This window comes from Caballeronia sp. S22 (genome assembly GCF_964261745.1).
In the GTDB taxonomy this organism is placed as follows: domain Bacteria; phylum Pseudomonadota; class Gammaproteobacteria; order Burkholderiales; family Burkholderiaceae; genus Caballeronia; species Caballeronia jiangsuensis.
The window spans coordinates 1,552,206-1,565,519 of the sequence record NZ_OZ180036.1 but is presented as its reverse complement, the minus strand read 5'-3'; the positions used below and the strand labels follow the sequence as shown (position 1 = coordinate 1,565,519).

Annotated in this window: 7 protein-coding genes; 2 read left to right on the top strand and 5 right to left on the bottom strand. The window is 62.9% G+C overall.

The window, feature by feature from the left end:
• Positions 1–454: 454 nt before the first annotated feature.
• Both ACEN42_RS22560 and ACEN42_RS22555 read right to left on the bottom strand, forming a co-directional pair.
• Entirely contained in the window at positions 455–616 is a 162-nt protein-coding gene (locus ACEN42_RS22560; protein WP_187605532.1) for a hypothetical protein, read from the bottom strand.
• Positions 617–912: 296 nt separating this feature from the next.
• Entirely contained in the window at positions 913–2,187 is a 1,275-nt protein-coding gene (locus ACEN42_RS22555; protein WP_187605533.1) for a flippase, read from the bottom strand.
• An 819-nt stretch (positions 2,188–3,006) separates the two neighbouring features.
• Between ACEN42_RS22555 and ACEN42_RS22550 the strand changes: the two genes are divergently transcribed.
• Together ACEN42_RS22550 and ACEN42_RS22545 are read left to right on the top strand one after the other, a co-directional pair.
• The gene (locus ACEN42_RS22550) at positions 3,007–4,131 is read left to right on the top strand and encodes a sensor histidine kinase (RefSeq protein ID WP_371881550.1); all 1,125 of its coding nucleotides are present in this window, start codon (positions 3,007–3,009) and stop codon (positions 4,129–4,131) included.
• Positions 4,132–4,192: 61 nt separating this feature from the next.
• Complete coding sequence (locus ACEN42_RS22545) at positions 4,193–5,557, top strand: hemolysin family protein (RefSeq protein WP_371881549.1); 1,365 nt, start codon at positions 4,193–4,195, stop codon at positions 5,555–5,557.
• 713 nt (positions 5,558–6,270) lie between these two features.
• Here the strand turns inward: ACEN42_RS22545 and treY are convergent.
• Genes treY through treZ form a run of 3 tightly spaced genes read right to left on the bottom strand, consistent with a single transcriptional unit; the run spans position 6,271 to position 13,312 of the window.
• The gene (gene treY, locus ACEN42_RS22540; protein ID WP_371881548.1) at positions 6,271–9,204 is read right to left on the bottom strand and encodes a malto-oligosyltrehalose synthase; all 2,934 of its coding nucleotides are present in this window, start codon (positions 9,202–9,204) and stop codon (positions 6,271–6,273) included.
• On the bottom strand, positions 9,201–11,417 hold the full coding sequence (gene malQ, locus ACEN42_RS22535; RefSeq protein ID WP_371881547.1) for a 4-alpha-glucanotransferase: 2,217 nt from the start codon (positions 11,415–11,417) through the stop codon (positions 9,201–9,203). Before malQ ends, treY begins: the two co-directional genes overlap by 4 nt.
• On the bottom strand, positions 11,414–13,312 hold the full coding sequence (gene treZ, locus ACEN42_RS22530; protein ID WP_371881546.1) for a malto-oligosyltrehalose trehalohydrolase: 1,899 nt from the start codon (positions 13,310–13,312) through the stop codon (positions 11,414–11,416). The genes malQ and treZ overlap by 4 nt, the downstream gene beginning before the upstream one ends.
• Positions 13,313–13,314 lie beyond the last annotated feature (2 nt).

Below are 13,314 nucleotides of genomic sequence, written 5' to 3'. Positions count from 1 at the left end.
CCCGGGTGGTCGTTCATGACCACCTCGAGGAACATGAAAGGCCGGGATGTGCGTGTCGGAGTACTAATCGCGCGAAGATGTAATACGCGCGCGATAAATACACACGAGATCCGGCATAGCATTACGCGTTCCTTGCGCACGGGATGCGAGGAACTCCATCAAGCCTGATAACAGGCCTGGATTTACCTGCCGCAGAATCCCGGACCAGTCAATTTGGCCGGATGGGCGCCCCGATGTCGGTCTTTGCGAAGATTGTTCTGCGTCGCGCCGAAAGCACAGTTCAGCCATTAAAGCAGCCTTTCTGCAGCGGGACGTAAAGCCGATAGGTCAGTAAAAGATCTGAGTTCCTCAGAGCCGGAGCCGTCGTTCGCCGGCTTGAGCACATTCCTCGGTCCGTGCCCGGGACGTTATCGACGCCAGCGTTCCTGTGCTGACGTATACGAACTCGTGAAGCTTATTTCGTGGCGGCCGCATTCTGCTGAGCAATCGCCGTTTCGCATATCTGTAGAAGGATTTGCAGATCCTTGAGTGGCACCGCGACTGATTGCATGCGCAGGCTCTCGGCTTGATCGGCTAACTTTTGCACATGCTCGACTGACGTTTCATCCGTTTCCATTCGGCAGGCTCGCTTAATTAAACACTGTTTGGACCATTAAGATATCGGCTCGAACTGCATAGGTCGGTTCGTTGACTCACATACTTAAATGCAACTTTTGGAGTAGAGCGCAATCAAATGCGTCTAATGCGCGCTTGGCGTGCAATACAATGCTTTGTGAAAGCCAATCATTTGAAAAACGCGTTAACAAATAGAATCACTTGTTACCGTTTATAACACGTCAATTTGTTCATTGCCGAAAGCGCAAATAAACATTACGCCGATCCTGATATCCACATCGCATTTCTACATACGGTTCACGTGGTACCCGAACCCGCTCTTTCGGTAATCGGACGCTTGAGCAACGACACGCCTTGCAGATGCAGCGTGAAGGCCATCGCCGCCGCCGCGAGCGTCTCGACAATCAGCACCGTGGCCGCCGCACCCTGTTCGCCGAAGAGCTTCGCCAGCACGGCGAGCAAGCCGAAATTCAGCACGGCGGACGCCATCAGCACGCGGCTGAACTGCGCCTTCATGCCCAGCGGAAGCATGGTCTGAACACCGAAGAGATCCGTGAGGCCGACCATCAACGGTACGAACGCCATCCAACGCAACACTTCTACGGTAGGCAAGAACTTCGGTCCATACAAGAGTTTTACCGCAAGTGGCGCGCCGAAGAAAATGCAGACCGAGATCAGCGACACGATCAAGCCCTGCACGACGAACATCTTGCGCAGGAAAGCGAAGGCATCGTCCTTTGCATGATGCATGAGAAAGCTCACGCGCGGGTACGCCGCGGTCTTGAGCGGCGAGAGCATGTTCAGTGCCGCGCGGATCAGCTTGTCGCCCGCGGCGAAGTAGCCGGCCGCGACGTTGCCCGAAATGAACGTGAGCAGCACGATGTTACTCGATGCATAAATATCGACGATGGAGGTCGCCATGTACACGCTCCAGCCGTCCTTCAGACGACCGAAGATGGTCTTGAACGACACGGGTACGAAGTCGAGTTCGCGACGGAAATACAGATACGTGCAGATCGCAATGCCCGATAGCAGCGGAACCAGCGCGTTGACGGCCATCGCGATATCGACATCGTCGTGCTCGCGCACGAAGATATACATAGCAGGAATGCTGAGCGCACGTCCGATGAATACGAATCCGCTCAACATGCCGAGATCTTCGATACCTTGAAAATACCACGTAGGAATCAGCATCGCACCGATCGGCATGCCATAGCCGATGATCAGCAACTCGCGATACTCTCTCAGAGAAGGTATGAACGACGTCAGCGCGAGCAGGACGAAGAAGCCGGCACCCGCGAGCGCGGCCTGCGTGATGATGGTTTCCCAGAAGATCTTCGAGCGCTGTTCGCGGCTCGCCCGATTGATGGACACTTTCGGCGTCGCGGTCAGGGAGAAGCTGAAATTCGCGAGCGAGATGAAGTAGGCGACAAAGGCCAGGCAAAATGAAAGGCGTCCATATCCGTCCGGACCGAGGACGCGTGCAAGCCACGGCAGCGTCAGCAGCGGTGCAAGGTAGGTGGACACCTGCAACGTCATCAGGATCGTGAAGTTCTTTCGGAATGAAGCCATTGAACGGTTTTTTCCCCGGCTGGAGCGCAGCATGTTTTATGACTATGACGCAGGGTCATGAACCCTGCAGGCTCGCCTGTGTTTGGCAGCCTTTGCGTGACAGCGCCTGCAGCGAATAGTTTCGCCCGAGCGACGTGTCGTCAATGCGACGCGGGGCCAAAGAGGTCTGTGCGCCCACGCCTTGGCCTGGCTTCGGGGCACTTCGTATCGAAGGAAATGCGTCGGTTCCGGATGGTCGATAACTTCCGGAGAGGACGCAAGCGTATGAAAGAAGCTATTAAACAAGAGAAAAATGTATCTATCAGTGGGGTTGCGCACGCAAGACCGGTTCCAGCGTGCGATCGTTCGGTTGAAATTTGCGCCAAGTGCTGGTAGGAAAACATGGATGCGCGGCGATGGACCGTCTTCAAAGCGGGATCCGTCGCATTGCAAATCTCGACCGTTCTCAATGATCGGGATATCACGACTATATTCTTGCAAGCGTGCTAGTCGGAAAAAAATAAATCGCCCACGCGAAACTCATATATCAAAGCTTCAAAAATCGAATTAATAGCAATCCGATATTTTCCATAGCCCATTGCGTGCGTGCGCCCTGAAACGACACGCAATTCTCGGTCCGGCCACGCCGGGCGTGCACAAGAATTGCTACCGTCTGGCGGCAGGGCGCGCGGCGCGCCCGCCGCGTGCGTCGTAGGCGCTCACATATAATGACCTGCAAGGGGCTTCATCCGCCGGCCCATTCTTCAGGCCAGACGAGCAGTGCGGCGGCGCATCTCGCGACATCAACCGCAACACCGAAACACGCAAGGAACCATAACCGTGACAACGTCTTTTTCCAGTACGGTCGAGCCCGAAGGCGACAAGGCTTTCGATGCGGCCGTCGCAGGAAACGACGGCGTGCTGGTGCTCGACGCCGCCCAGCGATGCCTCTCCGCCGACGCCGTCTTCACCCATCTCTTCGATCTCGATCCTGCTGCGCTGAGCGGCCGCCTGCTTGCCGATACCCCGTTGCCCCATCCGCTCACCGCCGCGCTCGCCGCGGCTGCGGATGCCGCGCTCGCGGGCAACGGCACGCGCCGCGCGCACGTGACGTTCGGCGAGGGCGACGCGAGCCGCGCCTTCTCGATCATCGCGCTGCCGGGTCCGGATTGCGTGACGCTGATCGTGTCGGCGGCGGCGTGCGCATCGGATGACGAACATGGCGGCGCCGATCGCGTCGCGCATCTGCGTGCCGAGGCCGCGCTCTTCATGCGCGATCATGTGCTCTCGGTCGTATCGCATGATCTGCGCGGACCGCTCAACGCGATCCATAGCTGGGGTTACGTGCTCGAACGAAAGGTCGACGCCAACGATCCCGCCGCGCAGCGCGCGCTCGCGGGTATTCGATCGGGCGTCGAGCAGCAGGTGAAGCTGATCGAGCAGTCGGTCGATACGACGCGCGCCGAAACCAAGGCGTTGCAAGTCGCGCTCGCGCCCGTCGCGTTGCGTCCGCTGCTCGAAAAGAGCGCAGCGCTCGCGCGCGTGAGCGTGGCGAGTGCGCGTGGCGTGACGATCGAGATCGACTCGCCGCTTGCGGAAGAACAGCTCGAAGGCGATGCAGAGCGGCTGTTGCAGACGCTCTGGCTCATGCTCGCATTCGCCGCCGAGGCGAGCCCGTCGGGCGCGGCCGTGCGTGCGTCGAGCAATATCGAGGGCAGCATGTGGCGCACGGACGTGCGCTTCAGCGCGTCGGCGCGGGCGCTTGGCGATCCGGCATCGCCTCATGTGCTCGAAGCCTTCGCGCGCCGGCAGGCATTGGAGCCGCGCGAAGGCGGTCGCATTGCGTGGGGCCTCGCGCTGTGCAAGCGCGTGGCCGAGGCGCATGGCGGCGCGTTCGAGCACAGCGACATCGCGGATAACGCGGAGGTCACGCTGTCGGTGCGCGTGCCGGTCGCGGGGATGTAAATTGACTTTCGATCAGCTGTCGCCCATATACTGACGCTTTCCACTTTCGAAGAGAGTTGCTTTGGCTCAGGTTGTCGCGCTGATCGGCGCATTGTTGCTCGTCGCGCTGAATGGTTTCTTCGTCGCGGCGGAGTTCGGGCTCGTCAAGCTGCGGCCCACGCGCGTCAAGGCGCTCGCGCGCACCAACGGCCTTCCCGGCCGACTGCTCGCGAAGGTGCACGGGCAGCTCGATGCCTATCTGTCCGCATGTCAGCTCGGCATTACGCTGGCATCGCTCGGGCTCGGCTGGATCGGCGAGCCCGCGTTCGCGACGCTGCTCCATCCGCTCTTCTCGCTGCTCGGCGTCGAATCGGAGAAGCTCATCGAGACGGTGTCGCTCTTCTTCGCGTTCACGGTCATTTCGTTTCTGCATATCGTCGTCGGCGAACTGGCGCCCAAATCCTGGGCCATTCGTCGCGCGGAGCAGGTGGGCCTGTGGCTCGCCACGCCGCTTTACGGCTTTTACTGGGTGATGTACCCGTTCATCTGGGTGCTGAACACGAGCGCGAACTTCGTGCTGCGGCTCTTCGGCATAACGGCGGAACATGGGCACGATGCGCATTACTCCACCGACGAGCTCAAGCTGATCCTGCGCGGACGACGTCATGGCGGCGCGTCTTCGTATAACGAGGACGAGTGGAACACCATCGCGCATTCGCTCGACTTCAGCCGCATGACGGTGTCTGATTTGATGCGTCCGGCGCACGAACTCGTCGGACTGCGCAACGACTTGCCGATGCGCGACAACCTCGCCGTGATCTCGCGGCATCGCTTTTCGCGCTATCCGCTTTTCGCCGATGCTTCGGGCGAGCGCGTGATCGGCATGATCCATCTGAAGGACTTGTTGCTTGCGGGCGATGGCGCTCCGCGCGGCTTCCACTTCACCTTTTCGAAGGATGCCGCCGAGAAGATCGACAAGCTGTCGCGGCATGTGCGGCCGGTGCAATATGTCGCGCCGAACCTGTCGGCGCTCGAACTGTTTCGACGCTTTCGCAAGGGCGCGCCGCATCTGGCGATCGTCGGGCGCAAGGGGGCGAAGCCCATCGGCTTCATCACGCTCGATAATCTGCTTGGCGCGCTTGTCGGACAGATTCACGACGAGTTCCGTCAGGGCGATGCCGACTGGTCGCGTATGGACGACGGCACGTTGATGGGCAAGGGGAGCTTGCCGGTGGTTTCTCTTGAGCGGGCGCTCGGCATCGATATCGATGAAGGGCGCGCGGAGTCGGTTGGCGGGCTCGTCATCAATGCGCTGGGGGATTTGCCCTCCGAAGGGCAACGGGTCGAGTTCGATCGGTTCGATATTGTCGTCAAGAAGATGAAGGGGCCGAGGATTGTTCTCGTGAGGGTTTATCCTCGGGAGGAGGCGCTTGAGGAAGCGGATTGACTGGGGTTGTTCGCTTGCGCTGGGGTTTTTGTGCTTTTGCCGGATCCCGTTTTCTTAGTGGTTTATTAGCACTGCCCCTGTGCGGGGCGGCAGTCACTTTCTTTGCTGCTGCAAAGAAAGTAACCAAAGAAACAGCTATCCCCAGCCTAAGCACTTCATGCCGGCCGCGGCACAGGCGATTGGCTGAATGGCCCGGCTGTAGCGAGTGCCCCCACAAGCAGACAAGGGCTTGGACCGCGCACGGTCTGACACATCGCACCACAGAACAAACTGGTTCAGCACCAAATAGCTCCGGCCCGCTACGCGGCCGACTGGTCAATCGGGTTTGCGCGTGTTCTCTTGCTAACGCTGCCATCTCACTGCCTTCGTCTTTAGTCGGTTTCCCTCGCAGACCCGACGGCAGCGCGTAGCGCTGTGCCGAAGCTATTTGGTGCTGAACCAGCGCGCTTAAATATTTGGGGCGGCAGACCGTGCGCGAGCCAAGCCCGATTGGGCCTTTGAGGGCGACACTTAGGCGAGTGCCACCGCGGGCTGGCAAGCATGGCCAACGTGCGTGTGACCGCGGGCTTAAACGAGCTGCTTTCTTTGGTTACTTTCTTTGCAGCAGCAAAGAAAGTGACCCCCGCCCCGGGGAGGGGCAGAGCTAATAGACCGACACGAACACAGGATTCCACGCGAGAAGAACGCGCGAACGCACGACCCAACCCAACCCCTCAAACCTTCGGCACACCTTCCTCAACGAGCAAAGCCACCGGCATCGCCCCCAAAGCATCGCGCAAAAACAACCTCTCACCCTCAGCCTTGGGCGCATTCGGACTCAACCAGTCGAACAACGCACGCGAATGCAGCGCTTCGGGCAGCACGACCGAAGTATCCCCCCAACGCTCCGCCTCAACGATCGGCATGTCACAATCCGCGCCTAACAACGGCGCCGCGAGCCGCGTAGCAATCACGATCGCATACGCGCTCCCCGCATGCCGCGCATACGCAATCACCCGCCCCGCATGTTCGCCCTGCACGTCGAGCGCCACATACTCGCCCTGAGCGAACAACGACTCGCAATGCTTGCGCAAGGCGAAAGCCCGCCTCACGAGCGACAGCTTCACACGCCCGTCGCGCCAGTTCGCCAACTGCTCCGAAGGCGGTCCTTTCTCTTCGACCTCAGCGAGCCATTGCCGACGCAATTCATAATCGACAGGCCTGCGATTATCCGGGTCCACGAGACTAAAGTCCCACAACTCCGTGCCCTGATAAAGATCAGGCACACCCGGCGATGTCAGTCGCAAAAGCGTCTGCTGGAAACTGTTGATCGCACCAAGCGGTCCGATGCGCGCGACGAACGCCGATAACTCCCGCAGGAAGCCATTGCGCCGCTGCGGCGCGACGATATCGAACAGAAAATCCTTGCACGCATTCTCATACGCTTCATCGGGGGCGAACCAGCTCGTGCGCAACTTCGCCTCGCGCAGCGACTTCAGTTGCCATCCCGCGACACGCTCCGCGAGCGCGTGAACGCCTGCCTCGTCGTCGGGTTCGAGCGTCATCGGCCAGCAGCCAACGAGCGTCTGATACAGCATGGCCTCTGCAGCCGGTCCCGGCGCCCAGTCATTGATATCGCTCGTTTCACCGTGTCCGCCGCTCGGGCCACGTCGCAACGGCGTGTTCAAAGTGGACCATTGCCTGAGCGTCGCGGCCCATTCATCGGGAATCTCGCTCAATGCCGCGATGCGCGCGCGCACATCCTCGCCGCGCTTGTGATCGTGCGTCGCCGTGCAGAGCATCGCGTGCGGAAACGCATCGAAGCGTTCGCGATTGCCCGCGTGAAACGCATCGACGGACAGCGCGAACTCGCCCGGATCCGCGCCGACTTCATTGCGCGAAATAAGGCGTCCGTAGCGATAACACGCCGTATCCTCGACGGCCTTCGCCGCCACCGGCGATGTCAGTTGCGAAAACAGCGTCTGCGCCGCGCGACGCTGCGAGCCGCTCGATGACGGCGGCGTCTGAGCCGCCGGCGCCTGATTGCGATCGCGCTCGCGATTGCGCTCCGCGGCGCGATCCCGTCCACGCTCGGGACGTTCGTTGCGCTCCGGCGGCGGCGGCAATTCATCGGGCAGCTTGCCGCCGAGCCATTGCGCGACCTGATCGAGCACGACATGATCCGCACGCGCAAGCACGGCTCGCGCGGCTTCGAGCGCCTTCGAGAAGAAGTGCTCGTCCTCGGGGCTGCGCACGCCGCTCACGGGATAGATGCGATACACCGGAAACTGCACGACGAGTTCCGCGACCGCGCGCCTGATCGACGTGAACGTGAAATCCCGCGTGGTGTGTGCATCCCTTGCGATGCGATGCAACGCGCGCGTCACGCGGTCCAGTTCGGCCGACAGATTCTCCGCGAGTATCTTGCGGCGCGCGGCGAGCGCTTCGTCGGCGAAAGACGCGCTCTTGCCCGTGATCTCGGCCCACAGTGCGGCGAGCGGCTCCGCCCCCGCCGGATCGTGCAGCAGCGCGCCGACATCGTTCATGAAGTCGTAGCCGGTCGTTCCATCGACCTGCCACTCGCGGCGCAACGGCTCGCCGCGCGCGAGTATCTTCTCGACGACGAAATACGTGTGCCCATTGCCGTGCCGCAACGCCTCGGGCCGCTCTTGCGACAGCTCTTCCAGCCGCGCTCGCAGGCGCTGGCAATACTCGCGCGGCTCGGCGAGCCCATCGACGTGATCGACTCGCACGCCATCGATCAGACCTTCGGTGAAGAGTCTGAAAATCAGCGCGTGCGATGCCTCGAACACCTCGGGCCGTTCGACGCGCACGCCGCCCAGCGTGCTCACGTCGAAGAAGCGTCGCCAGTTCACTTCGTCGGCGGCGGTACGCCACCATGCGAGCCGGTAATGCTGGCGCTCCAGCAGCCGATGCAGCCGGTCGCGGCCCGCGGGCGTGTCGGGCGCGTGCGCGGCGAGGATCGCTTCGATCGCGGCACGGCCGCCTTCGGTCTGCGCGATGGTGACGAGCGCGGTGCGCGCATCGGCGGCGCGCGGCTGATCGGTCGGCTGCGTCGTCAGGCCGACGAAGCGTTGCGCAAGCTCCGGCGCTTCCTGAAACACGGCGGGGTAATCGACCGGGCAAACCGGAAACACGTTCGAGTAATACTCGATGACGAAACGCCCTTCGTCCGCGCGATACGCGAGCCGGATCTTGCCGTTCTGCAACTCGTCGCCATAGGCGCCGCCGAGAAACGGCGCGAGCACCTTGCCGCGCAACGCGGGATCGGGCGAATGCCAGTCGACGTCGAAGAATCGCGCATGGGCGGCGTGCCGGCCCCATTCGAGAATGTCCTGCCACCACGCGTTTTCCGATCCGCCCACGCCCATGTGATTCGGCACGATATCGACGATCAGTCCCATCTCGTGCGCGCGCAGCTTCTCGACGAAGCGCCGCAAACCGTCTTCGCCGCCCAGTTCGGGATTGACCGACGTGTAGTCCACGACGTCATAACCGTGCGTGGAGCCGGCGGTCGCGGTCGTGATCGGCGACACGTAGGCGTGACTCACGCCGAGCCGCGCGAAGTAGTCCACTTGCGCGGCGGCATCGTCGAAAGTGAAGCCCTTATGAAGCTGAAGCCTGAGCGTGGAACGCGGTACGGTCATGGTGATTCGGGTTTCGATGTGTGTTCGTTCGGTTGCACGGAGCGCTTGCGCGCAGTGTCGACGGCGAGCAGGCGGTCCGAAAATGCATCGTCGAGAAACAGCTCGTCGACGGGCAGGGCGAGCCGCCTGCGCCAGTTCGGATGCTCGTCGATCGAGCCCGGCAGGTTCGGCTGCTCCGCGAGCGCGAGCAGGTCTTCGAGCGGATATGTGACGAGCGGCGCGGGCGTCGCGGCGACGAAGGCGAGCGCTTCATCGACGGGCGCATTGTCGATGTCGGGCGCATCCACGTCGTCCGGTGCGATGCCCGCGTCCTGGAACGCGCGCCACAAATTCTCGCGATCGCCGCCGCGCTCCTCGAGCGCCACTTCGACGGCGTCGCGGCCATCCGCGCGCGCCATCGTCTGGCCGATCTTCGAGCGCCACACGATGTCCTCGCCGCGCCACCATCCGGTGACGGTCGGCAGGTCGTGTGTCGTCGTCGTCGCGGTGACGCCGCAGTCCCATTCGCGCGGCGGCTTGAAGCCCGGGCCGTCCACTTCGCGTTCGAACCACAGCACGCGAATGCCAAGCAAGCCGTGCTCCTGCAAGCGCTCCGTAAAGCCGGGCGGCACGGTGCCGAGATCCTCGCCGACCACGATCGCGCGATGCCGCCACGATTCGAGCGCGATGAGCCGCAGCATGTCCTCCAGCGGATAGCGCAGATACGCGCCGTCCTTCGCGCTTTCGCCCTCGGGCACGAGCCAGAGCCTGCGCAAGCCGAGAATGTGATCGATGCGGATGCCGCCCGCACGCGCGAACGCACAGCGCAGCATGTCGATGAACGCCGCGAAGCCCTGCGTGCGCATCGCGCGCGGCGAGAAGGTCGTGAGTCCCCACGACTGCCCGGCCTGATTGAAGAGATCGGGTGGCGCGCCGACGGACACGCCCGTGAGCATCTCCTCGCGATACGACCACGCGTGACTGCCCGCGCTGTCGCAACCGACCGCGAGGTCCGCGACGAGGCCCACGGCCATGCCCGCATCGCGCGCCGCGTGCTGCGCGTGCATGAGCCCCTTCGCGGCGAGCCATTGCGTGAAGAGATAAAAATCGACTTCGCGCCGATTGGCGTTCGCGAATTCCGTCACTTCGGCGCTGCGCGGATCGCGCAAGGCGTCGGGCCAGTTGCGCCAGTGGCCTTCGCCATTCGCAGCGATCTGCGCGGCCTGCAGCGCTTCGAAGCGCGCATGATCTTCGAGCGGGCGGCCGCCTTTATCGACGAAATCGGCGAAGTCCTTCGCGAAGGGCGAATCGCGGTCTTCGGAGAACGTATCGAAGAGCGCGCGCAGGATCGCGATCCGCGCCTTCGATGCGCGCGGCCAGTCGATCAGCGCAAGCCCTTCGAGTTCGGCGAGCTCGTGCGCCACGCCCGCTTTCTCGATTGCCGCACGCGCGGCGGGCGCGCCGAGCACGGCGGCCGGATCGACATGAGCGATGTTGAGAAAGAGCCGCGACGACGGCGAATATGGGCTGAACTTGTCCGGCTCGGCGCTGAACATCGCGTGCATCGGGCTGATCGCGACTGCGTGTCCGCCGCGTTTCGCGGTTTGCGTCGCGAGCGACGCCAGCGCCGTGAAATCGCCGATGCCGCCGTCGCCGTTGCGCCGCAAGCCGTAAACCTGGGCGGCGACGCCCCAGAGCGGCGGCGCGTGAGTGGAGTTCGCCGCGTCTTCGTCGAGCGTGCGCCACGCATCGTCGATCGTGTAGCAGCGCGCGGGCGCGACCGCGAGCGTCGTGTGATGGTCGTTGATGACGAGCGTGTGATAGCCCGGCTCCGCGATCGGCGAGAGCAGTGCGATCTCTCCCTTGGGCGATGTGAAACGCCCGTCGATCACCGCGCCGCTTTCCAGTTCGATGCGATAGCGCGCCCCCGACTTCGCCGCCGACACCGGCAGCGCGATGCCGCGATCCACTTCGGCGGTGATGAGCGGCGGCAGCTTGCGCCCGCTCATCTCGGCATCGACGGCGGCCATGCTCTGTCTGATCTGTGTGGCGTTGCCGCACGGCAGGCCGAGCTTTTCGAGCAGGCTGCGCAGCGTCGTCTCCGGCACGCGCTGCATGATCTTGTGCGCGTCCTTCCATTCGATCTCGAAGCCCGCGCGTTCCGCGAGCGCTTCGATGCTGCTCACGGGGCGCGCGGCCTTCGTGTCGTTCGGGTTGCTGGCGGCGGCGCTCACGAGACTTTCCCTTCGGCCGATGCCGGTTCGAAGCGGCGCGCGTCGTGCGCGATCGCGTATTCGTTCACCTCGCCGGTGAGCCATGCGAGGAACGTGCGGCCGCCGAGTTCGCCGTCACGCGCGCGATCCTGTGCGCGCGCCGGCGTCTCGAAGATGAGCTTGCCCGGCGGCTGCTCCTTCAACGCGATGGCGCTCTCGCCGAGATTCAGCGCGACGCTCAGCGTCTCGCCGTCGCCAAGCTTCCAGCGCGCGACGAGCGCCTTGTCGCCGAGCACATCCGCTCCGAGCGATTTCGCGCCCTTCAGACGCGGCGTGACGAGCTTCGCGCGCACCGTGAGCGCCGAGCGATAGAAGTGCAGCCATTCGAGCCGGTCCGCTTCGTCCTGTTTATCGGACAGCTTCGGCGACGACATCTCGAAGGTCTTCGCGTCGTTCGGATCGGGAATCTGCGCGCGGCGCTTTTCATCGGTGAATGCGGAGAACTTCGCGAACTCCTTGCGGCGCCCTTCGCGCACCGCGTCGGCGAGCTGATCGTGGTAGTCCGTGAAGAACAGGAACGGCTGCTTCGAACCGTATTGCTCTTCCATGAAGAGCAGCGGAATCTGCGGCGACAGCAGCAGCAGGCCCGTCGCGGCGAAGAGCGACTCGTCGTCGGTCAGCGAGCGCAGGCGATCGCCCATCGCGCGGTTGCCGATCTGATCGTGGTTTTGCAGGAACATCACGAAGCGCGTCGGCGGCAGATGCGCGCTCTTTTCGCCGCGTGGCTTGCCGTCGTGTATCGGCGACGGATCGCCCTGATACGCGAATCCTTCCGTCAGCACGCGCGCGAGCTTCTCGATCGGCTTGTCGCAATACGCGCCGTAGTAGCTCTCGTCTTCGCCCGTCAGCAGCACGTGCAGCGTGTTGTGCGCGTCGTCGTTCCATTGCGCGTCGAAATGCGTTTCGAGCAGATTCGCCGTGTTGTGCTCGTTCTCGAGCACGAGATGCACATGACGGCTCGCCTCGACCGAACTGCGCACGCGTTGCGCGAGCTCGCGCAGCCATTCGTCGTCGTTGATCGCGTGCACCGCATCGAGGCGCAGGCCATCGAAACGGTATTCGTTGAGCCAATACAGGGCATTGTCGAAGAAAAGATCGCGCACTTGCGGGCGCTCGAAATCGATCGCCGGGCCCCACGGCGTGTGCACGCCTTCACGGAAGAAGGTTTTCGCATACGCGTTCAGATAATTGCCGTCGGGGCCGAAGTGGTTGTAGACCACATCGAGAAAGACCATCAGGCCGAGACCATGCGCGGTATCGACGAGCTTCTTCAAATCTTCGGGACGGCCGTACGCCGAGTCGGGCGCGTAGGGCAGCACGCCGTCGTAGCCCCAGTTGCGCGTGCCGGAGAAATCGTTGAGCGGCATCAGTTCGATGGCCGTCACGCCCAGTTGCGCAAGCTCCGGCAGACGCGCGGTGACGCCCGCGAAACCGCCCATCGCGCCGACATGCAGTTCGTACAGCACGGTTTCTTCCCACGGCCTGCCGTGCCAGTTCGTGTGCGTCCAGCGATATGCGCGCGGATCGACGACTTCGCTCGGACCGTGCACGTCCTGCGGCTGAAAACGCGAAGCGGGGTCGGGCACGGCGAGATCCTCGTCCAGCCGATAGCGATAGAGCGTGCCCGCGCCGCCGTCGGCTTCGGCTTCGAACCAGCCGTCGCCGGTCGACTGCATGTCGACGAGTTCGGGCGCGCCGCCCGCGCGCAGGATTTCCACTTGCACGGCATCGCGCGATGGCGCCCAGAAACGAAAGCGCGTACGCGGATTCTCGCGCACTGCGCCCGTCAGATGAGCGCCGAAAGGAAGGCAATACGCATGATGATGCTTGTGCGGATCGATCGGACGTTCGGACATGA

Bases quoted from the DNA above. Each gene is read 5' to 3' on its own strand.
- treY (WP_371881548.1), bottom strand. From the start codon at position 9,204: ATGACCGTACCGCGTTCCACGCTCAGGCTTCAGCTTCATAAGGGCTTC.
- ACEN42_RS22555 (WP_187605533.1), bottom strand. From the start codon at position 2,187: ATGGCTTCATTCCGAAAGAACTTCACGATCCTGATGACGTTGCAGGTG.
- treZ (WP_371881546.1), bottom strand. From the start codon at position 13,312: ATGTCCGAACGTCCGATCGATCCGCACAAGCATCATCATGCGTATTGC.
- ACEN42_RS22560 (WP_187605532.1), bottom strand. From the start codon at position 616: ATGGAAACGGATGAAACGTCAGTCGAGCATGTGCAAAAGTTAGCCGAT.